Source organism: Streptomyces sp. NPDC048514 (genome assembly GCF_043199955.1).
In the GTDB taxonomy this organism is placed as follows: Bacteria; Actinomycetota; Actinomycetes; order Streptomycetales; family Streptomycetaceae; genus Streptomyces.
The window spans coordinates 271,794-292,642 of sequence record NZ_JBICWT010000012.1; the positions used below are offsets into that span (position 1 = coordinate 271,794).

Sequence of the window (20,849 nt, forward strand, 5' to 3'; positions counted from 1 at the left end):
CCCTCCGCAGCGGGGGACGGGAAGGGACATCGAATGAGACGGCAGCTGGCCGTGCTCCGGCACATGCTGGCGCTCAGCTGGCGGGCCGACAGCCGCTCGGTGCTGGTGATCTTCCTTCTGGTCCTGTTCAACTCGGCGGCGATCGCGGTCACCGGCCTCAGCCAGAAGTGGCTGGTCGACTCCGCCTTCCACGAGGCGTCGGTGGGCATCGCGGCCGCCACCGCCGTGGGCGCTCTCGCCTACTGCGCCATGGCCGCCGGCAGCCGCATCGAACTCAACCTGCAGGTCGTTCTGTGCGACCGGGTCGACGTCCGGGTCAGCGAGGAGGTCCTGACCACCGTCACCGCACTGGACACCATCGCGCACCTGGAGCACCCGGACTACCTGAACCGGCTCTCGATGCTGCGCAGCGGCACCAAGGCGCTGAGCGTCGCCTGGTGGAGCGTGGGCCAGGCCGCCAGCGCCGTCGTCAGCCTGGTGCTGTCCCTGTGGCTGCTGATGCGGGTACACCCCGCTCTCGGGCTGCTGATCCTGGTGACCGTCCCGTCCTTGTGGACAGCACGCCAGGGGTGGAAGCTGATCAGGCGGGCACGAAGGACGCGCTCCGAGTTCGAGCGCGCCGAGAAGGGGCTGCACGACCTGTGTGTGACACCGGAGAGCCTCAAGGAACTCGAGGTCTGCGGGTCCGGTCACGTCGTCGACGCGCGTGCCGCATCGGTCTGGGACCGGGCGCTGCGGGTCAGTGGCCGGGCCGAATACCAGGCGGTCCTCTGGCAGCTGGCCGGCTGGCTCTTCTTCGTCTGCGGATTCGTCGCGGCCATCTCCCTGGTGACCTGGCAGATCCAGCACGGGCGGGCCACCGTCGGCGAACTCGTCATGGTGATCTCGCTGGGCAGCAGCATGCGTCTCCAGCTCCGCTACGCCGTACAGACCTTCGGATGGGTCTCGGAGGCCGAGCAGTTCACCCGGCAGTACCTGTGGCTCGCCGACTACGCGCGGACCGACGCACCCGTCGCGACCAGCACCGCGCCCGACCGCCTCGCCCAGGGCATCACACTGGAGAACGTCTCCTTCGCCTACCCGGGGAGCGAGTCTCCCGCGCTCCAGGACGTGAACCTGACCCTGGCCGGCGGGACCACCGTCGCGCTCGTGGGCAGCAACGGGGCCGGCAAGTCGACCCTGGTGAACCTGCTGACCGGCACGTACCGGCCCACGGCCGGCACGGTCGCCGTCGACGGCACCGACCTGCGGGACATCGACCTGGCCGAGTGGCGCTCCCGCTCCACCGGCGCCTTCCAGGACTTCGTCAAGTTCGAGTTGCCCGTACGCGAGGCCATCGGCATCGGCCGTCTCGACCTCGACGCCGCGGAACGCGACGAGGAGGTGCGAGCCGCCGCGACGCGGGCCGAAGCGGCGGACTTCGTCGGCAGGCTGCCGCAGGGCTACGACACACAGCTCGGCCACGCGCATGCGGGCGTCGACCTCTCGCACGGCCAGTGGCAACGCCTCGCACTGGCCCGTGCGTTCCTGCGCGACGACGCCGTCCTCACCGTGCTGGACGAGCCCACCGCCGCACTGGACCCGCAGGCCGAGAACGATTTGTACGAGCAGTTCACCCGGCGGACCCGGAGCCGTGAGGGGTGCGTCAACGTCCTGGTGTCGCACCGCTTCTCCACCGTGCGGCTGGCGGACCAGATCGTCGTGGTCGCCGACGGGCGGGTCGTCGAGAGCGGCAGCCACGACGACCTCATGACACGGGGCGGCCGCTACGCCGAGCTCTACACCCTGCAGGCCAGCGGATTCGACGGCGCGTGAGAGGTGCAGAACGTGCCCGCCGCCCCTCCCGGGGTGGCGGGCACCCCTCTCATTCGCCCGCGGGCAGGCGGGTCAGCCCCGCCAGGATCCTCCGGTAGGCCTCGGCAGCCCCCGCGATCGTCCCCTCCTCGTAGAGATCGGTGCGATATTCGAAGTGGCAGACGATCTCCCGATCGACCTCGTAGGTGATCAGGGCCAGGTCGTTCTTCGTCCGGCCGGTCCGGAACCCCGGCTCGAACGAGACCTCGGCGCCGTCGAGTTCCAGCGCGACGCGCTGCTGTCCGAGGGAGACGAACATGGTCTGGAAGGCCAGGGCGATCTGGTCCCCGGCGGAAGTCTTCAGGAGTTCCTCCTCCACCACCATGGGCGGGACCTCCTGGTGCCGGAAGGCGTCGGCCAGTTGCCGGCCGGTCTCGGCCATCAGACCGGCCGCGCCGGGGTTTTCGGCGGCCCGGATCCTGATGGCGTGCGTGTTGACGAAGTAGCCGACGGTGTCGTCCATGCCGTAGCCGATCCGGTTCGCCAAGGGCAGCGCGAGCACCACCTCGTCGTGCCCGTACTCCTCCTGCATCAGCCGGGCGAAGGCGGCGAGCAGCACCGTCGGCGCCGTGACCCCGTGGTGCACCGCGGCGCGGCGCACCGCATCGCTCGACTTCTCGCCGAGACGCACCACGTGACTGTCGCCGAGGAAGTTCGGCGGGTCCATCTCCTTGTCCTCGGGGATGCTCGACGCCGGAGGAATGTCCCGCAGGTAGTCGACCCAGAACCCGAGCGACCTCCGGAACTCCGCGTCCTGGCGCCGGCCCCGCTGCTGTGTCACGAAGGCGGAGTACGGTCGCACCAGCCGTGCCGCCCGTGCGTCCGCCCGGCCGGACACCGCGGCGCCGTAGGCCGCGGACAGCTCGCGGTGGATGATCGCCCAGGACCAGCCGTCGCAGACGATGTGATGCACCACCAGGACGAACAGCCACCGCGAGTCCGCCATGCGCACCAGCAGCGCTCGCATGAGAGGTGCGTGCTCCAGCTCGAATTCCCGGGCCACCGCGTTCCGGCACAGCAGCCGCGCACTCTCGTACCGCTGATCGTCGGGCAGGTGCCGTACGTCCTCCACGCACAGTTCGGCCCTTGCTCCGGATATGACCCGCCGCAGGCCGTCCCCGGTCTCCCGAACGGCCGTCCGCAGGCTCTCGTGCCGGTCGACCAGCTCATCGATCGCGAACTGCAACGCCTGCGCGTCGACCTCCCCGTCCAGGCGGTAGACGCGGGACATGTTGTAGGAGGAGCTGGAGTCGGGGAAGTACCGGAACAGAGCCCAGAGCTGCTCCTGGCCGTAGGAGAGGAGGGCGGGGCCGTCGGCGGGAACAGCGGTTCCGTCCAGTCGCCGCGCCCTCTTCATCACCTCCCTCAGGTTCTCCCAACGTGCGTCGCCGGATGTTCTCGGCGACTCGGAAGCCACTTGCCGGGAGCTGCCTTCGGCCAACGGACTGCCTTTCCTCAGGGCGTCATTGCGTGCGCACACATCATCCTCGAACGCCTGGCCGTTGACGAATTCGAGCCCCCGGGCCGGGAAGCCGGTCAGTAGCCCGGTGCCTTCGCCAGCTCCTCCCGGTGTGCGGCTATCCCGGGCTGGTAGACCTGTGTGTCCCAGTCCTCGGGGGCGACCGGTGCCAGGGCGATGGAGACCGCGGGCTCCTCGACCTCGAACGCCTCCTGGACGGCTGCCGTCACCTGCTCCACCAGCCGGGACAACTGCCCGGCGGTCAGGGACTTCGGGAAGTGCTGAATGGTCACGTGAGGCATGAGAGCTTCCTTGTCTGTCGTGTCGCCGAGCCCGCCGGCCGTGGTGTGGCCCGCCGCAGCGCCTTGGCCAGCTCGTCGACGCCCGGATCGCGCAGCGCCCCGTAGTGGTCGGTCTCCAGCTGGACGATGCTGGGCGGAGCCGCCGTGTGGCCGGGGGCGCGTTCGATGAAGGAGGGTTCGTCGCCCCGGGCGCGGAACACCGTGACGGGCGCCGAGACCCGGCGTGCGGCCGGGTCGACGTGCTCGTAGGTGAACCCGTAGGTGCGGCGGACCACGGTCACCACCCGGCGGATCAGCGCCGGATCGAGCTGCGGGTACCGGCGGTCGACGAACCGGGCGAAGCCCTCCGCGTCGGTCGCCTCGTGCAGGCACTCGGCGAGGCCCGGGCCGCTCGTCGTGCCGGCGAAGACGGAGAAGAGGATGGTGGTGAAGACGGGATCGGTGAAGTCGGCAACCGCCGCGCCCGGCGCCGTCCGCGGGGCGCCGGCCACCCGCGGCGACCCCGGTGCCAGCAGGAACAGCTGCTCCACCCGCTCGCCCGACCGCTCCAGCTGCCACGCCGTCTCGAAGGCCACCCGCGCGCCGAAGGAGTAACCCCACAGGGTGTAGGGACCCGTCGGCTGGACCCGCCGCAGCGCCACGACATCGGCGGCGGCCATCTCCTCGATGGAGGAGAACGGCGTCTCGCCCTCGTTGATGCCGTGCGACTGGACGCCGTAGACCGGCCGTTCCCCGGGAGCGCGGGCGGCGAGCAGCCGCAGGTTCATCGTGAAGCCGCCGAGCCCAGGCCAGCAGAACACCGGCGGCTTGCCGCCCTCGGCGCGCAGCGGCGCGAGCCGGGAGGCCACGACGGCGGCCCGGGCGCTCACCGCCTCCGCCAGTTTCGCCACCGTCGGCGCCTCGAACAGCAGCTGCAGCGGCATGCTGCAGCCGAACGCCTCGTTGATCCGCTTGACCAGCGCGACCGCGATCAGCGAGTTGCCGCCGAGCCGGAAGAAGTCGTCGTGCACGGAGACGGACTCCCGCTTCAGCGCCGCCTTCCACAGCTCGCACAGCCGGACCTCGACCCGGTTGCGCGGCCCCACCACCGGCGGGGCGTGTTCGGCCGCCTCGTCGACATGCCGCTCCAGGGCTCGCACGTCCACCTTGCCGTTGGGGGTGTGCGGCAGCTCGGGCAGGATCAGGATCTGACCGGGCAGCATGTACTCGGGCAGGGACGCGAGGAGATCCTCCCGGATCAGCTCCTCCGGGCCCTTCATGTGGACCTGGTCCTCGTGCATGCCCTCGTGCCGCATCTGCTCCCAGCTCACCGTGCCGCCGACACAGAAGTACGAAGGCCCGGCGGGCCGCCCCGTCTCCCGCAGGATCGCCGCCATGCGCCGCGCCGCCGGCAGATCGTCCCCGGTGCGGGAGCTGTAGCCCGCCGACATGAAGCCGAGGTTGGAGAGGTTCATCATCAGGTGCTGCAGCCCGCGGCCCAGATCCAGGTAGCTCCGCCGCTCCCTGCCCTGCTCGGCGGCGCGGCTGACGAGTGTGACGCCGAAGCCGGAACGCTCGTACACGGCCTGGTTGATGGCGACCACATGGCGCTTGAGGATCAGCTCGTCGCTGATCCGCCGCAGCCTCCCCGCCCGGTACCGGTACTGGCCGCTGGGCAGACCGGCCTCGCTGCCCGGATGGAACTGCACGTAGACGTCGAGGGAGTCGTGCGCGGGTGCCGTGGCGCGGGCCGGGGTCCAGGGCACCAGCACATAGGAGCCGAGGTGCAGGTCGTCCGCGGCACAGCCCGGCAGTCGCGCCGGGCCGGCGTCGTACGGCGCCTCGTCCAGGGCCAGGCCGTGGGCCGGCAGCACCTCGTCGAACAGCCCGGCCATATGCCCGGCCTCGATCTCCATGACCTCCTGGAGGTTCTTCTTGTACACCGGCTCGATCGCCGACCTGCGGCCGATGAAGTGCACCCGCACCCCGGGGGCCGCGCCCGTCTCACCGGGGCGCACCAGCACCAGTTCGTGGTCGACCGGGTGGTAGTAGTAGGTGCCCGCGGCCAGCCCCTCGATCCCGGCCAGCTCCAGGTACAGCTGGGTCGGGTACAGGGAGCCGGGGGAGGCGTAGGCGTACTTGGGCAGCAGGCGTTCCTCGCTCAGGAACTGCCCGAAGTTGCGCAGGATGTCGCCCAGTTCGGTCAGTCTCAGCTCTTCGGGGCGGCGGGAACCGGTGCCCCGGGTGCGCCTCCCGAGCGCCGCCAGCACGTCCGCCGCCTCCAGCCGGTCGCCCTCGAAGAAGCGGTACGTCTTGCGGGCGAAGGCCCGGCGCCGGTGCCCGGGACCGGCGACCGCGCCGGGCAGCCGCACGGCCGGCCGCCCGGCCAGATCGGCCGCGTCGCGCACGCCCGGGTTCGACAGCTGGGCCCGGACCTGGAGCTTGGACGACTTCGACACATGGTGTTCGCCGTGCACCCCCTGGTCCATCAAGGCCGCCTCACGCGGGCTCAGTTCGATGCAGGCGACCAGGTTCGGGGTGCCGCTGCGCCGGTCGGTGCGCAGCAGCACCGCGGCGTTCTTCACCCAGTCGTGGGTCTCGATGGCCAGGCGTATCTCGTCCAGCTCGATCCGGAAGCCGCGCAGCTTGACCTGGTTGTCGACCCGGCCCACGAACTGGGCGGTGCCGTCGGTGTTCCAGTGCGCCAGGTCACCGGTGCGGTACCGCCGTTCGTGACCGGCCCCCGCGGTCGCACCGCCCGTGTCCGCGCCCGGTGCGGCCCCGGGCGCCGGCAGCGATGCCGGCATCGGCGCGAAGCGGTCCGCGGTCAGCTCCGGCCGGCCCAGGTAACCGCGGGCCAGCTGGATGCCGCTGATGTGCAGTTCACCGGTCTCGCCGGGCCCCACGGGCCGTCCCCCGGCATCCAGGATGTGGTAGCGCAGGCCCGGCACGGGGGTGCCGATCGGCACGGCGTCGGGCCCCTCGTCGAGGGTGGCGGGATCGACCGTGTGCGCCGAGGTGTTGATGGTGCACTCGGTGGGCCCGTAGATGTTGACCAGCGTGGCCTCGGGCAGGGTCCGGGTCAGTTCCCTGGCGAGCGCCCGGGACAGCGCCTCGCCGCCGCTGAAGAGGTGGGTGAGCGACGTGCAGCGCCCGAACTCCTCGGTCTCGACGAGGGCCTGCAGAAGGGTGGGCACGCACTGCAGCGTCGTGACGGCATGCCGGGTGACGGTCTCGATGAGACGCGTGGGATTGCGGTGGATGCCGCCGGAGCCGACCACGACCCGGCTGCCGCACGCCGGCGCCAGGATCTCCCACTGCGCGGCGTCGAAACTCACGGGCGTCTTCTGCAGGACGGTCCTGCCCGCGTCGAGCCCGAACTCGGCGGCGAGCCAGTGCATCTGGTGCGCGATGGCGCGATGCTCGATCATCACCCCCTTGGGCCGGCCGGTACTGCCCGAGGTGTAGATGATGTACGCCAGATCCGCCGCCCGCGGACCCGCGGGCAGCTCGGCCGGATCCGTCTCGGGCCGGCCCTTGGCGAACTCCACCACGTCGTCGAGGGTGATGACGACCGTGCCCCCGGGAAGGAACCCCGCCAGCCGGTGCCGCAGGGCCTCCTGGGTGAGGACCACACCGAGACGGGCGTCCTGAGCGATGTAGCGGATGCGCTCCTCCGGGTAGTCCGGGGACAGCGGCAGGTAGGCCCCGCCGGCGCGCAGGATCCCCCAGGCGCCGATCATCAGGTCCAGCGAGGGCTCGACGAAGAGCCCCACGCCGACGTCCGCGCCGACCCCCAGGTGGTGCAGACAACGTGCCACGTCCTCGGCCCGGTCGGCCAGTTCACGGAAGGTGAGCGATTCCCCCTCGTGGATCACGGCGATGTCGTTGGGGCGGGCGAGAGCCTGCGCGCCCAGCAGATCGGGCAGGCATGTCTCGGTGGCGTCCCGGGTCTTCATCTACGTACCCCCGTATGCGAATCGGTCTTCGACCTTGCGCTCGAACGTACGGATTTGAGCCAGGCCAGGCGCGACGAGGGATCCCCGCAATCAGTGCAGTGCGGCAACCCGAACCATGGACGGCGTGGCCATGGAGCACGGGGAGCGGCAGATTTTGGCAGAGCACATGCCAAGTGCGGGAGCACACGGACACCCATGGCCGGTGTCGAGCGGAACAGATCCGGAGGGGCCCGTGACCCGAACAACCACCGCCGGTGTCGTCGGCTCGCTCGAGGAACTCGTGGGCGACACCCCGATGCTCCGGCTGGCTCTGCCCGGACTGCCCGCCGACGCGCACGTGCTGGCCAAGCTGGAGGCGGCCAACCCGCTGTCCAGCATCAAGGACCGGGCCGCCCTGTTCATGCTGCGCGCCGCCGAGGAGTCCGGGGCGCTGCGGCCCGGTGGGACGGTCGTCGAGTCCACCTCGGGCAACACCGGGATCGCCCTGGCCGCCCTGGCCGCCGCCCGTGGCTACGCCTGCCGGATCGTGCTCCCCGACAACGCCTCCCGGGAGCGCCTGCTGACCCTGCGGATGCTGGGTGCCGAGGTCGAGTTCACCGACCACACCCTCGGCTTCGCCGGCTGTGTGGAGCGCGCCGAGGAACTGCACGCCGAGACCCCCGGGTCCTGGTACGCGGCCCAGCACCTGAACGCCGACAACGTACGGGCCCACTACGAGACGACCGGCCCGGAGATCTGGCGCGACACCGGCGGCCGCGTCGACCATCTGGTGTGCGGCGTCGGCACCGGCGGCACCCTGACCGGAATCGCCCACTACCTGCGCGAGCGCAACCCGCGGCTGCGGGTCGTGGCGGTCGAGCCCGCCGGCTCGCCCCTGCTCTCCGGCGGCGAGCCGGGACCGCACCGGATCCCCGGCCTCAACGGCGGATTCACCAGCCCGGTCACCGATGTCGACGTCATCGACGAGGTGATCGTCGTGGCGGACGAGGACGCCGCCGCCACCACCCGCGCCATCGCCGCCAGCACCGGGCTGCTGGTCGGCGTGTCCTCCGGCGCCGCCGCCCACGGCTGCGTGGAACTGGCACGCCGGCACGACCTGGCGGGCGCCACCGTCGTCACCGTGTTCCCCGACACCGGGGAGCGCTACCTCAGCTGGTGGCCCGAGGCGGACCGGACGCCGGGGCCTGGGGCCGGCCCCGCCTCGCAGCCGGTCCGGTGAGCACCGTGCGCGCCGGGCGCTCGCTGCTCCAGCGGATCCGGGAGACCCTCGACGTCGTCGTCACCCGTGATCCCTCGGTCCGCTCCCGCTCCGAGGCGCTGCTGCACCCCACCGTGCTGACCCTGCTGGGCCACCGAACGGGCAACTATCTCTACCGGCAGGGCCGTTACACCTCCGCCCGGCTGGTCTCCACCGCCACCAAGGTGCTCACCGGAGGCATCGACATTCATCCGGGCGCCCAGATCGGCCGGCGGTTCTTCGTCGACCACGGCAGCGGGGTCGTGGTCGGTGAGACCGCCGTCATCGGTGACGACGTCTCGCTCTTCCACCAGGTCACGCTCGGCTCCTTCGGCTGGTGGCACGAGCAGGAGCACGCCCGGCCGGGCGCCCGGCGTCATCCGCGGCTCGGCAACGGCGTGACGGTCGGCGCCGGAGCCACCCTGCTCGGGCCCATCACCATCAGCGACGACGCCCTGATCGGCGCGATGTCCCTGGTGCTCGGCGACGTACCCAAGGGCGGCCACGTACGCGCCCCGCAGGCCGTCGCCAGCCACGTGCCCGGACGCCCCGCCGCCGCGGCCGGCCCGCGCGCGGACGAGCAGCCCCCACACCGGAACGGATCGGAACGGACCCATGAATCCTGAGCGTTCACTGCTCCTCGTCGGCGCCACCGACGAAACGGTGGCCAAGGCGAAGCAGCTGGGACTGCACGTACTGCTGCTGCAGCACCCCACCAAGATCAACGCCGAGCAGGAGCGCCTCGCCGACCTGGTGGAGGTCGTCGACTACACCCGCTGGGACCTGGTCCGGCCGATCGCCGAACGGCTGTGGCAGACCCCGGGCTTCGCCGCCGCCACCTCGATCACCGAGCCGGGACTGGAGAACGCCGCCCGCGTCAACGACCTGTTCGGCCTCGGCGGCACCGGCTACGAGGTGACCCGGCGCTTCCGTGACAAGGTGGTCATGCGCGAGCACCTGGCAGGGCTCGACCCGGACGCGGTCCGGGCGCGGCCGCTGCGCGCTCGCGAGGACCTGGACCGGTTCGGGGAGCGGCACGGCTACCCCTTCATCGTGAAGCCGACCGACGCCACCGCCAGCATCGGCGTGCACCGCCTCGACGGGCCCGCCGACGCCGACCGGGTCTGGGCCGAGGTGCGGCGGCTCACGGGCACGAGGACGGACCGGGTCTCGACGCTGATGCTGCTGCAGGACTTCCTGATGGAGGAGTACCTCGACGGCCCCGAGTACAGCGTGGAGTCCTTCAGCTCCGCCGGACGCCACGTCGTCATCGCCGTCACCGAGAAGTTCACCGACCCCGCCCACTTCGCCGAACTGGGCCACGCGGTCCCCGCCCGGCTCGGCACCGCGGTCGAGGAGCGGGTACGCGGCGCCGTCGGCGGGTTCCTGGACCGGCTCGGCGTCAAGGACGGCGTGTGCCACACCGAGATCCGGATCGGCGGCCGCGGCCCGCGTGTCATCGAGAGCCACAACCGGATCGCCGGCGACGCCATCCCCGACCTGGTGCACAGCGTCTACGGCATCGACACCGTCAAGCTCGCCCTCGCCGCGCCCTTCGGCCTGGCCGGGGAACTCCCCGACCGGCCCGAGCCGCACGGCGGCGCCGCCGTGCGGTCCCTGGTGGGACGGCCGGGCGACATCGTGGAGTCGGTGGAGGGTGTCACCGAGGCGCAGGCCCTGGCCGACGTGCTCGCGGTGCGCATCAGCGCCAAACCCGGGGAGACGGTCCGGCCCCTGCGGGACAACTGGGACCGCCTCGGCCTGGTCGCCGTCACCGGCGAGGACACCACGGCGGCGATCCGGCGCGGCGCCGAACTCGTCGGCGACGTGGTGAAGGTCCGGGTGAAGGACCCCGACGGCCGGCCGGGCCTGGCCGAAGCGGCCGCGGTGAGCGACCGGACGGTGATCCCGGCATGAGCGTCCTCATCCTGCACCGCAACCCCTTCGCCGCGTTCCCCTACCGCCGCTGGCTCGACGGCGACGCTCCCGGCATCGGCGACCGGGCGCCGTACGGCGGCGACGTCGTCGTACTCGCCGCCCGCGACAAGATCGAGCTGGCCGGCGAGGACGTGCCGGGCGACGCCGACCACGACTTCACCCACCTGGAGCTGTTCGGCACCCTCGACGACGAAGCGGTGCCGGCCCGCGCGTTCGCCCTCGCCGAGAAGTACCGGATCACCCACGTCATCGCCCACCACGAGGCGGACATCGCGCTCGCCGCCCGGCTGCGCGAACGCCTCGGTCTCGACGGCGCGTGGAGCGCGGACATCGCACCGTTCCGCGACAAGGCCCTGATGAAGGAGCTGGCCCGGCGGGCCGGCATCGAGGTCGCCCCGCACATCGTGCCCGGCACCGCCGGACAGGCCCGCGACTTCGCCGAACGGCACGGCTTCCCCGTGGTGCTCAAGCACCGCTCGGGGTACAACTCCATCGGCCTGAGCGTCATCGCCGACCGGGACGGGCTGGAGTCGCGGCTCGCGTCGGCCTACCGGGACGGTGCCCGGGACGACCTGCTCGTCGAGGCCTACGTGCCCGGGCGGATGTGCCATGTCGACGGCCTGGTGGTGGACGGCCGCACCGTGGCGGCCTGGCCCTCCCAGTACCAGTACGAGCTGGCCTCCTTCGGGGCCGACCCGGGGCCCCGGGTCGACCTGACCCTGGACGTGGACGACCCGCTCACCCCGCGGCTGCTCGCGCTCGTCGAGCAGACCCTGGCGGCCCTGAAACCCGAGGGTGGCCGGCTGCGCACCCATGCCTTCCACGCGGAGGTCTTCCACACGCCCGACGACCGCCTGGTGCTCTGCGAGATCGCGGCCCGTTCGGGCGGCGCGAAGATCCGGGAGGTCTTCGAGACCCTCTTCGGGGTCCAGCTGGCCGTGCAGGTGACCCGCGCGGAGGCCGGCCTCTCCCTGCCCGTGGTCGAGGGCGCGACCGGCGACGGGGGGCCACCGCGGCCACGCTGCATGTCGGGGCAGGTACTCACGATGAAGCGGCCCGGCCTGGTACGTTCCCTGCCCGCCCGCCCCGCGGAGGACTGGGTGAAGGGCTTCTGGCTGTTCGCCGAGGAGGGGCAGGTGATCGCCCCCGCCTCGGGTTCGGCGGACTTCCTCACGGCCGCGGTGGGCTCGGCCCCGACCCGCGCCGAGTGCGAGCGCAGACTGCGCGCCCTCGGCGACCGGATCATCGCCGCGACGGAGATCGTGCCGCCCCCCGAGGACCTCACACCGGCCGGGCGCGAGCCGGGCACCGAGCAGGCGGAGGCGTCATGACGCGGAAACCGTCGTCCGTCCGCGTCAAGTACATGCTGGGCATGGTCGTGGACGCTACCGGCAGCGGCATGTACCTGCCGCTGTCACTCCTGTACTTCCACCACGTCACCGGTCTGTCGCTCACCCGGGTCGGCGCCATCGTGACGGCCGCCTCGGTGATCGGCCTGGTGAGCAACCCGGTCGCCGGGGTCCTCATCGACCGCTTCAGCGCCCGGGCCGTCCTGGTGGGCGGATACGTGCTGCGGGCCGCGGCGTTCTGCACCTACCCCCTGGTCGACAACGGCGTGACCATGTTCGCGGTGTTGCTGCCCGTCGCCCTCGGCGACACCTCCTACCCGCCGGCCATCCAGTCCTTCGTGGCGGAGATCGTGCGCGGCACCGAGCGGGACAAGCTGCTCGCCCTGCAACGCAGCCTGCGCAACGCCGGGCTGGGCCTGGGCGGCCTGCTCGCGGGCGCCGCCCTCGCCCTCGACGACTCCGGCTTCTACTACGTCGTGCTCGGCGCGGCCGCGGGCTATCTGCTCTCCGGCGCGCTGCTCAGCACGATCCGCACCGACGCCCCGGCACAGCCGGCGGGCGCCCGGGTCTCCCGCAAGGGCGGCTACCGGATGGTGGCACGCAACCGCCCGTTCCTGGGCCTGACGCTGCTGAACATCCCGACGGCCTTCGCGTACATGGTGCTGTCCGTGGCCCTCCCGGTGTACATCACCCGTGAACTCGACGCTCCCGTCTCGCTGGTGGGCATCCTGTACGCGGTCAACACGGTCGGTATCGCGCTGCTGCAGATCCCGGTCACCCGGGTCCTCGTCGGATACCGCAGAACGCGTGCGGTGGCGCTCGGCGCGAGTGTCTTCGCGCTGTCCTTCGTCACCTTCGCGGTGCTCGGCAGTCTGTCGACCGGGGCGGCTCTGATCGCCGGTGTGTTCGCCGCGACCGCCGCGTTCACCGCGGGTGAGCTGCTGCACGGCGCCACGGCCTCCGCCCTGGTGGCCCAGGCAGCGCCGGAGGAGACCCGCGGCCGTCACCTCGCCGTGTACCAGCTGTCGTGGGCGGTGCCCATCGCGCTCGCCCCGACGGTGCTCACGGCCCTGCTGTCGCTGTCGCCCACCGGCATGTGGCTGCTCCTCGCGGCGGCCACCACGGGCTCCGCGCTGGGCGTGCTGCGCCTGGAGCACCGGCTGCCGCAGGCCGCGGTGCATCCGGTACCGCCCGAGACCGTACCGGCCGTCTCCCGGACCGGCTCCACCAGAAAGGTTGCGTGACCCCATGGGGATTTCCAGTTGGCGCGTGCTCGGCGCGGAAGACCCGGAGTTCGCCGAGGAGGCGACCGCCGGACAGAGCGGCCTCGTCAGCCAGCTGCGGCCGCTGATCACCGAATTGACCGAGCCCGGCGACCTGGTCTTCGATCCGTTCGCCGGATGGGGCACCACCCTGGTGGCCTGCGCGGCCGAGGGGCGGCTGGGGGTCGGCGTCGAGATCAACCCGTCCCGCGCGCGGGAGGCCCAGCGGCGCGTCGCACGCTACCCGGAGCAGCGCATGCTGTGCGGCGACGCCCGCAAGCCGCCGCTCGAGCCCGGCACCGTGGACCTGGTCCTGTGCGACCTGCCGTACTTCGGCACCGCCCTGGACGTGGACGCCCCCGACCCGGGCCAGATGTACGCGCTGCGCGACTACGACGTCTATCTCGGGGCGCTCGACGAGGCGTTCGCGGCCGTCGCACGGGTGATGCGCCCGGGCGCCCACGCGGTCATCGCCGTGCAGAACCGGCGGATCGCGGACCGGTTCGTCCCGCTGGCCTGGGACGCCGCACGCGTGCTCGGCCGCCATCTGACGCTGGGGGACGAGCGCGTCCACCTCTACGACTGGCCGGTCAAGGACGACGACGACCCGATGCGCACGAACCGGTCGCACGAGTATCTGCTGATGGCCCGGAAGGATGACTGAGACGCCGGGCCCGGACCGCCACCGCCGCGTCCGGCCACCCGGCCGGTCGCCGAAGGCGGCTTCCGCCCGGTACCGCGTGGCCGGGCCGTCGGCGGCGGCGCTGCCCGGTGCCGCGTGCCCGTCGTCAGGAGACCTCCTCGTAGGCCGGGGCCGGGACCGGGGCCGGGACGTGCGTCGCCGGCCCCGGTTCCGGGGCGGACTCGGCCGGTGCGACGGGCGCGGTGGCGTACTCGGCCGGCGGGATGTGCGGGCCGGCGTACTCCTCGCGGGCCATCCGGTAGCCGAGCTGGAAGCGGTGCTGGGCGCCGTACTGCTCGCGCAGGGCCGCGATGTGCCCCTGCACCGACCGCAGACTCATGCCGAGGCGGCGGGCGATCGCCTTGTCGGAACGGCCTTCGATCAGCAGCGACTTGATGGCCCGGCGCAGGTCGGGCACGACCTCGCCGGCGGCGTCCGCCGCCCGCACCGGACGGAACGGGAACCGTCCGGCCCGTACCCAGGCCTTCTCGAAGACGTCGGCGAGGAAGGCGACGACGGCGCGGTCCCGGATCAGCACCGCGCCGGGGCGGTGCTCGCCGCCGGCGATGAACGCGGTCTCGCCGTCCACGATGATCAGCCGGTCGAAGAACTCGGGGAGCGTACGCACCTCCACGCCGTACTCCATGACCCGCTGTACGTACCTCTTCGTCGGCTCGGAGAACCGTGAGCTGTGCTGGAAGAGAGTGCGCATGGCGACGCCGCGGGTCAGCGGGTCGCGGATCACCGCATGGGCTCCGTCCGGGCCGGTCCCGGGACCCGGGACGTCCGGCTGGGCCATCAGGATCTCGTGCCGGGCCCGCCACAGCGCCTCGTCGACCGCGTCCTGGACGGCCGCCGGATCGTCGATGTACCGGATGGTCCCCGGTGCCTCGGCGCCCCTGTCGCCGGAGCCCTCGGACAGGACCAGCCGGCCGGCGGTCTCGGTGGCGTACCGCTCGAGGATGCTGAGCTGGTCGGCGATCCGCAGCAGTGACTCCACCGGTGGGTCGGCGGGGGAGAGGGTCGGTCGTGCCGGCCTGCTGTGTGGGCTCATGCCGTCATCCTTTCCGTGGACGAGGAGGAGACCGTTCACGGCCGCGAGGGTGTGACCGGAAGGCGGTGAGCCCCGCCCTGACGCGTGGCCGGGCGAGATCGGCAGGAGTACCGGGCAGCCGTCGAAAGGCTGCAGGTATCCGATTCCCCCCTGTCGTCCCGAAACCCCGGCACCCTCATGGCGGCCCGCGGTGTGCCGGCCGCCCGTGGTCCACCCCGTACCAGAAGGCCTCGCCCCTCCGGGCATCATTCGTGAACGCCCCAGCGGCCGCAAACACAAGCGACGGCCTCTCGAGGGATCCTCGACGTGCACTCGGTACGGCTTCGAGGTGTACGACGCGGTGAGCGCCTGCGTCCGTACACCTCCGCCGGGAACCCGCGCGAGTCCCCCGGCCGGGAACGTGTGCGAGATCCCGGCCGGGGACCCGTGCCAGGGTCCCGGCCGGGGCCTTGCCGGACGTCCTGGGCCCCTCCCGGCGACCCGTTCGGCGTCGATGAAATGATGATCGGCGACAGGGGGTCTCCCCGGGAGAGGGGTGGGTCGCATGGCCGAGGGTCCGGTCGGGGACACGCGCGACGACGCGGCGGCGCCGGCGTCCGGCCCGGTGCCGTGCCGTGTCGTGGTGTGCCGGGACTGCTGTTGCGGCACTCCCAAGGTGACCGGCGTGGATCACGCGGCGCAGACCGCCCGGCTGCGCGCGCGGGTGCCCGTGCGCATCTCCGCCTGTCTCGACGTGTGCGAGCAGGCCAACGTCGTCGTCGTACAGCCCTCCGCCGCCGGCCGGGCCGTGGGTGCCCGGCCGGTCTGGCTGGGTCTCGTCAACGACCCGGAGGCCACCGAGGACATCGTGGACTGGGTGCGCGCGGGCGGCCCGGGCATCGCGCCCCTGCCGGACATCCTGGAGCTGTACACCTTCACACCGCCGCGGCTGGGCCCGGCCGCCCGGGGCCGGCGCCGTACCCGCTCCTGAGCCGGCCGGCCCGCCAGGGACCGGCACCGCACCGGCCCGTGAGCCGGCCGGCCTCCCGCCGGGCTGAACCGCCGCGTGCCGTGCGCCGCGTGCCGTGCGCTGTGTGCGGTGGGCCGTGTGCCGTTCGCTGTCTGGGGTGGGCTGTGCGGGATGTTCGGCTAGGCCTCGCCGGTGGCGAAGAGTTCGAGGTGCCCGCACTTGGGGCAGCGGTACGCCTCGATCTGCCGTCGGGGCCGGCCCATCCGCTTGGCACCGCCCAGAATGCCTCGTTCCAGGGCGCCCTCGATCCAGCGCGCGTACCCGCGGGAGTGTTCGCCGGCGTCCTCGACGAAACCCTCCACCAGACCGACGGTGCCGCAGTGGGTGCACGTGTAGTTGTTCATCCGGCGAGTGTAGGTAACGCCGCGGGCCCGGGGGGATCCGCGGTCGCCGTCAGCCGCGGGCCCGTGGGGGAGTGCACCGGCGAGGACCCTTGTCCGAGCCGTTCCGTAAGTTCCCGAACTGCCGGGAAACGCGGTGACCCACCGTCAGGTGATCGTCACTCCTTGATCGGAATGTGGCGTGGTTCACGCCGCTCTGGCTGAATCTTGTGACCTGGATTCGTTGACATGTTCATCACCTATGTGAAGAGTTTGTCGACGCACTTGATCTTGCATTTACTCAGGGGGGGTTCTAGTGAAGCGGGGATGGTGGAGACCTGCGATGGTCTTCACGATGTCGGCTGCGCTGATGTCGGCGCTTCCGGCCACAGGCGCGATCGCGGCACCGCCGCAGGAGCATCAGGCGGCTCCGGGCAAGCAGTCGGAACGTCAACGGGCGCTCGCCGAGGCGTCGGAGACCGGCAACCGGGTGGAAGTGACCGGTGCGCGGACCGAGTTCGCCACCACCTACGCCAATCCCGACGGGGAGACCTTCCGGCTGGAGCAGTCGGCGGTGCCGGTGCGGGTGCGGTCCGCCGACGGGACCTGGACCCGGCCGGACGCCACGCTGGCGTTCCGGGCCGACGGGTCGGTGGCTCCGAAGGCCGCCGCGGTGGGCTTGTCGTTCTCGGCGGGCGGTGACGGATCGGACCTGGTCACCATCGAACGTGACGGCCGCTCCATGTCGCTGGGCTGGCCCGGCCGGCTGCCCGAGCCGAAACTCGACGGTGACAGCGCGGTCTACTCCGAGGTGCTTCCCGGGACCGACCTGCGGATGACGGCGACCGTGTCCGGTTTCCGCGAACTGCTGGTGGTGAAGACGCCGGAGGCGGCGGCCAGCCCCGAACTCGATCGGATCGACTTCGAGATGCGGGCCAAGGGTCTCCAGGTCACCGGGACGAAGGCGGGCGGCATGACCGCCACCGACGCCAACGCCAAGGAGGTGTTCGTCTCTCCGCCGGCCCTGATGTGGGACTCGCACGGGGACACGCTCCAGGGCGGCGGCGGGGCCGAGGTGTCCAAGGCCGCCTCCGCCCCCACGGCCAAGGCACCCAAGGTCGCCACCGCCCCCAAGGCCGAGGTGTCCAAGGCCGCCTCCGCCCCCACGGCCAAGGCACCCAAGGCCGCCTCCGCCCCCACGGCCAAGGCACCCAAGGCCGCCTCCGCCCCCACGGCCAAGGCACCCAAGGCCGGCGCAGCCGCCAAGGCCGGCGCGGTCGCCGGGAGCGCCGAGGCGTCCGGTGGGGCGGCCGACGGCGGACCCGCGACCCCGGACCGGACCGACGGGCCGGCCGCCGGTGATCACTCCGCGCAGGCCGGCGTCGAGGTCGACAAGGACAGCGTCACCGTCGTACCCGACGCCAAGATGCTGGCCCAGACGGACAAGTCCGCCTACCCGCTCTACATCGACCCGGCGGTCACCTGGGGCGAGGACGAGCGCACGCTGCTGCGCTCCGACGGCTACAAGGACTACGCCTGGGACAACGGCACCGACAACGTGGGCAAGGGCGCCGGCGAGTGCGGCTCCTGGAGCGGCTACTACTGCGGTCCGGGCTATGTGCAGCGCCTGTACTTCGAGTTCTCCCCGAGCCAGCTGGCCGGCAAGAACGTCCTGGACGCCACCTTCACCATCACCGAACCCTGGGCCTTCCAGTGCTCGGCGCGCACCGTGGACCTGGTCCGCACCGACAACATCTCGTCGTCCACGTCCTGGTCCTCGCGTCCGAAGGAACTCGACTGGATGGTCGACCGCAACGTGTCGGCCGGCCGGGGTTCGCTCTGCGATCCCGACTCCCCGGACGCCCCGATCGAGTTCAACGACAGCCCCGACGAGTCCAACGAGAACCTGACTCCCACCGTGCGCGACTTCGCCGCCGGCAAGTTCTCCCGGCTGACCCTGGAGATCCGCGCCCACGACGAGGGCGACACCAGCGCCTGGAAGCGCTTCAAGAACGACGCCTCCCTGGTCGTGGACTACGTCGGCAAGCCCAACTACCCCTCGCCGTTCGGCCTGGTCGCCGGCAGCGGATCCGTCTGCTCCAAGGACTCGGCCAAGCCGTCCGTCGTCAGCGACACCACCCCACAGGTGACGGCGACCGTCCGGACCCTGTCCGGCGGCTCGAGCAGCGCCCTGCTACGGGCGGCCTTCCAGGTGGAGAAGTCCAGCAGCGGCACCTGGAGCAAGGTGGGCGGCGTACAGCTCTCACCGACCAGCGGCCATATCGCCTCCGGCGCCAAGACCAGTCCGTCCGTCACCAGCACCCTCACCGAGGGCACGCTCTACCGGGTCGCCGCCTGGACGTACTCGTACTGGAACAACTACGCCAGCCACCTCAGCTCCGGTTCCGCCGGGTACTGCTACTTCAAGGTGGACCCGTCCGCGCCCAAGGCGCCGACGGTGACCATCGGCGCCCCCTACTCGGCGTGCGCCGCCACCTGTGTGCCGGCCGGCGGTCCGGGCGTCAAGGGCACCTTCACCTTCGGCCCCGCCACCGGTGACACCAACGCGTCGTACCAGTACAAGGAGTCGACCTCCAACACCTGGTCGCCGCCGATCAAGGGTGCGACCGTCAAGCAGGACATCGTCCCGCAGACCCCCGGCACCTACATGCTGGAGGTCCGCGCCACCGACTCGCTCAACCGGCCCGGTGCCTCACAGGTGGTCGCCTTCCTGGTGAAGGAGGGAGACGGCCCGGTCGGCCGCTGGCACTTCGACGAGGACAGCGGCGCCGCGATCGACTCCTCCACCACCGTCACCGCCAACCAGGACAACGCCACCCTCGCCTCGGGGGCCACCCGGGACGGCCGTGGCCGCCGCGGCGAGGTGTGGACCGACTCCGCGGGCAAGCCGATCGACCAGCCCAGAACCGACACGGGCCTCTCCCTCAACGGCAGCACCGGCTACGCGGCCACCTCCGGCCCGGTCCTGGAGACCCGCTCCGCCTACACCGTCTCGGCGTGGGTCTGGGTGGACAAGCCGACCAGCGACGTCCTGGTGCTCTCCCAGAGCGGCAAGAACTACAGCCCGTTCGCCCTCTGGTACACCAAGGCCACCGGCAGGTTCACCTTCGGTGTCAAGGAGAAGGACGAGGACACCGGTACCGCCTACTTCGGGGTCAGCGCCGCGCAGGCCACGCCCGCGCACACGTGGGCGCACGTGGCCGGCACCTACGACCCGGCCGCCCAGACGGCGAGCCTCTACCTCAACGGCAAGCTGCAGGGCACCCGCACCGCGGTGGCCGCCAACTGGTCGGCGGGCGGGCCGCTCCAGATCGGCCGCTACCTGTGGGCCGGCACCTACCAGCGCAACTTCTCCGGCGTCATCGACGAGGTCGCAGCCTGGCAGCGCGTGCTCACCCCGAAGGAGATCGCGGACGAGGCCAAGGCGCTGAACGGCAACGGCAAGGCGGACGTCGAACTGGTCGCCGAGTGGAAGGCGGCGAACGGCTCGGGCACCTCCGTGCCGGACACCACCTCGGGCTACGGCAGGACGCTCGCCCTGGAGGGCGGTGCCGCCCTGAACGACGGCGACATCACGCTCGACGGCGTCGACGACGCCGCCACCACCGCGGGACCGGTCGTCGACGACACGGGATCCTTCACCGTCACGGTGAAGGCAGCGCTGGACCGGGAGAAGGTCCTCGCCCAGCCCATCGGCTCCATCGGCCAGGTCACCGGACAGCGCACCGCCGACGGCTCCTCCTGGGGCCTGTGGTTCGAGCTGACCGGCAAGGAGAAGCGGCTCAACGACGACGACGAGGAGGTCGAGGTGCCGGTGGGCTTCTGGCGCTTCGGCCGGGTCGGCAAGGACGGCATCACCGACTGGGTCAGCTCCGACAGCGAGGCCGACCTGGGCACCCCGGTGCGGCTGACCGGCGTCTTCGACTCGCTCGACGACGCGGGCCCGGTGCTCCGCCTCTACGTGGGCCGTACCCAGAACGACGCCGACAGGGCGTACACCGCGATCGCGGGCTCGGGGGACTTCGCCGTCGGCAAGGGCGCGCACACCGCCACCTGGGGGCACTTCCTGCCGGGCCGGATCTCCGAGGTCTGCGTCTGGACCGGTGCCATGACCGATTCCGAGCAGATCGGTGACGTCATCGGCGACTGATCCGGGGGGTTCAGCGGGGGGCGCCCGCGCAGACGGGTGCCCCCCTGCCGCCGGCCGCGTCGCACACCGACGTGTACCGATGCGCGCACCACGCGTACCCGTACGCCCGCCGCGTACAGATACGCGCCGTCGCGTTCCGGTGCGGACGTCGGGTGCCGACGCGAACCGGCCCGTTTCCAGCACACCGCCGACCGTCGCCCCTGGCAACACGGGACGACGGCCAGCGGCCGCTCTTCATTCACCATGGGAGTAAGGGACTTGACTTCCCGTTATC

The 20,849-nt window shown here is 71.9% G+C and carries 14 protein-coding genes; 9 read left to right on the forward strand and 5 right to left on the reverse strand.

From position 1 onward, the window contains the following. Window positions 1-33: 33 nt before the first annotated feature. Window positions 34-1,815, forward strand: a complete 1,782-nt coding sequence (locus ACGFT2_RS27040; protein WP_393282763.1) for an ABC transporter ATP-binding protein — start codon at window positions 34-36, stop codon at window positions 1,813-1,815. A 49-nt stretch (window positions 1,816-1,864) separates the two neighbouring features. Here the strand turns inward: ACGFT2_RS27040 and ACGFT2_RS27045 are convergent, their stop codons facing one another. The 3 genes from ACGFT2_RS27045 to ACGFT2_RS27055 all read right to left on the reverse strand — a co-directional run bounded on the left by ACGFT2_RS27045 (window position 1,865) and on the right by ACGFT2_RS27055 (window position 7,553). Next, window positions 1,865-3,211: a condensation domain-containing protein gene (locus tag ACGFT2_RS27045; RefSeq protein WP_393282766.1), complete on the reverse strand. Its 1,347-nt coding sequence runs from the start codon at window positions 3,209-3,211 to the stop codon at window positions 1,865-1,867. A gap of 179 nt (window positions 3,212-3,390) precedes the next feature. Continuing rightward, window positions 3,391-3,615 carry a tautomerase family protein gene (locus ACGFT2_RS27050; RefSeq protein ID WP_393282769.1) on the reverse strand — a complete coding sequence of 75 codons (225 nt, stop codon included), beginning with the start codon at window positions 3,613-3,615 and terminating at the stop codon, window positions 3,391-3,393. Continuing rightward, window positions 3,603-7,553 carry an amino acid adenylation domain-containing protein gene (locus ACGFT2_RS27055; RefSeq protein WP_393282772.1) on the reverse strand — a complete coding sequence of 1,317 codons (3,951 nt, stop codon included), beginning with the start codon at window positions 7,551-7,553 and terminating at the stop codon, window positions 3,603-3,605. Before ACGFT2_RS27055 ends, ACGFT2_RS27050 begins: the two co-directional genes overlap by 13 nt. Window positions 7,554-7,785: 232 nt before the next feature. Between ACGFT2_RS27055 and ACGFT2_RS27060 the strand changes: the two genes are divergently transcribed. The 6 genes from ACGFT2_RS27060 to ACGFT2_RS27085 are packed head-to-tail and all read left to right on the forward strand — an operon-like array spanning window position 7,786 to window position 14,003. After that, window positions 7,786-8,772 (forward strand): PLP-dependent cysteine synthase family protein, encoded by a 987-nt coding sequence (locus ACGFT2_RS27060; RefSeq protein WP_393282775.1) that lies wholly within the window; start codon window positions 7,786-7,788, stop codon window positions 8,770-8,772. After that, the gene (locus ACGFT2_RS27065) at window positions 8,769-9,416 is read left to right on the forward strand and encodes a serine O-acetyltransferase (RefSeq protein ID WP_393282778.1); all 648 of its coding nucleotides are present in this window, start codon (window positions 8,769-8,771) and stop codon (window positions 9,414-9,416) included. Before ACGFT2_RS27060 ends, ACGFT2_RS27065 begins: the two co-directional genes overlap by 4 nt. Next, complete coding sequence (locus ACGFT2_RS27070; RefSeq protein WP_393282781.1) at window positions 9,406-10,707, forward strand: ATP-grasp domain-containing protein; 1,302 nt, start codon at window positions 9,406-9,408, stop codon at window positions 10,705-10,707. The genes ACGFT2_RS27065 and ACGFT2_RS27070 overlap by 11 nt, the downstream gene beginning before the upstream one ends. Then, entirely contained in the window at window positions 10,704-12,059 is a 1,356-nt protein-coding gene (locus ACGFT2_RS27075; RefSeq protein WP_393282784.1) for an acetyl-CoA carboxylase biotin carboxylase subunit family protein, read from the forward strand. The genes ACGFT2_RS27070 and ACGFT2_RS27075 overlap by 4 nt, the downstream gene beginning before the upstream one ends. Further along, window positions 12,056-13,321, forward strand: coding sequence for an MFS transporter (locus ACGFT2_RS27080; protein ID WP_393282786.1), 1,266 nt, complete (start codon window positions 12,056-12,058; stop codon window positions 13,319-13,321). The genes ACGFT2_RS27075 and ACGFT2_RS27080 overlap by 4 nt, the downstream gene beginning before the upstream one ends. A gap of 4 nt (window positions 13,322-13,325) precedes the next feature. Further along, window positions 13,326-14,003 (forward strand): TRM11 family SAM-dependent methyltransferase, encoded by a 678-nt coding sequence (locus tag ACGFT2_RS27085; RefSeq protein ID WP_393282789.1) that lies wholly within the window; start codon window positions 13,326-13,328, stop codon window positions 14,001-14,003. 124 nt (window positions 14,004-14,127) lie between these two features. Here ACGFT2_RS27085 and ACGFT2_RS27090 read toward each other — a convergent pair whose 3' ends face one another. Continuing rightward, a complete protein-coding gene (locus tag ACGFT2_RS27090) occupies window positions 14,128-15,075 on the reverse strand; it encodes a LuxR family transcriptional regulator (RefSeq protein WP_393282792.1) in 948 nt (315 codons plus the stop codon). 544 nt (window positions 15,076-15,619) lie between these two features. Between ACGFT2_RS27090 and ACGFT2_RS27095 the strand changes: the two genes are divergently transcribed. Continuing rightward, the gene (locus ACGFT2_RS27095; RefSeq protein WP_393282795.1) at window positions 15,620-16,045 is read left to right on the forward strand and encodes a (2Fe-2S) ferredoxin domain-containing protein; all 426 of its coding nucleotides are present in this window, start codon (window positions 15,620-15,622) and stop codon (window positions 16,043-16,045) included. A 158-nt stretch (window positions 16,046-16,203) separates the two neighbouring features. Here ACGFT2_RS27095 and ACGFT2_RS27100 read toward each other — a convergent pair whose 3' ends face one another. After that, window positions 16,204-16,428, reverse strand: coding sequence for a hypothetical protein (locus ACGFT2_RS27100; protein WP_393282798.1), 225 nt, complete (start codon window positions 16,426-16,428; stop codon window positions 16,204-16,206). A 319-nt stretch (window positions 16,429-16,747) separates the two neighbouring features. On the opposite strand from ACGFT2_RS27100, the gene ACGFT2_RS27105 reads away from it, so the two are divergent. Further along, a complete protein-coding gene (locus ACGFT2_RS27105) occupies window positions 16,748-20,575 on the forward strand; it encodes a LamG domain-containing protein (RefSeq protein ID WP_393282801.1) in 3,828 nt (1,275 codons plus the stop codon). The last annotated feature ends 274 nt before the right edge of the window (window positions 20,576-20,849 follow it).

Bases quoted from the DNA above. Each gene is read 5' to 3' on its own strand.
- ACGFT2_RS27045 (WP_393282766.1), bottom strand. From the start codon at position 3,211: ATGAAGAGGGCGCGGCGACTGGACGGAACCGCTGTTCCCGCCGACGGC.
- ACGFT2_RS27075 (WP_393282784.1), top strand. From the start codon at position 10,704: ATGAGCGTCCTCATCCTGCACCGCAACCCCTTCGCCGCGTTCCCCTAC.
- ACGFT2_RS27055 (WP_393282772.1), bottom strand. From the start codon at position 7,553: ATGAAGACCCGGGACGCCACCGAGACATGCCTGCCCGATCTGCTGGGC.
- ACGFT2_RS27100 (WP_393282798.1), bottom strand. From the start codon at position 16,428: ATGAACAACTACACGTGCACCCACTGCGGCACCGTCGGTCTGGTGGAG.
- ACGFT2_RS27095 (WP_393282795.1), top strand. From the start codon at position 15,620: ATGGCCGAGGGTCCGGTCGGGGACACGCGCGACGACGCGGCGGCGCCG.
- ACGFT2_RS27085 (WP_393282789.1), top strand. From the start codon at position 13,326: ATGGGGATTTCCAGTTGGCGCGTGCTCGGCGCGGAAGACCCGGAGTTC.
- ACGFT2_RS27080 (WP_393282786.1), top strand. From the start codon at position 12,056: ATGACGCGGAAACCGTCGTCCGTCCGCGTCAAGTACATGCTGGGCATG.
- ACGFT2_RS27105 (WP_393282801.1), top strand. From the start codon at position 16,748: ATGGTCTTCACGATGTCGGCTGCGCTGATGTCGGCGCTTCCGGCCACA.
- ACGFT2_RS27040 (WP_393282763.1), top strand. From the start codon at position 34: ATGAGACGGCAGCTGGCCGTGCTCCGGCACATGCTGGCGCTCAGCTGG.
- ACGFT2_RS27090 (WP_393282792.1), bottom strand. From the start codon at position 15,075: ATGAGCCCACACAGCAGGCCGGCACGACCGACCCTCTCCCCCGCCGAC.
- ACGFT2_RS27050 (WP_393282769.1), bottom strand. From the start codon at position 3,615: ATGCCTCACGTGACCATTCAGCACTTCCCGAAGTCCCTGACCGCCGGG.
- ACGFT2_RS27070 (WP_393282781.1), top strand. From the start codon at position 9,406: ATGAATCCTGAGCGTTCACTGCTCCTCGTCGGCGCCACCGACGAAACG.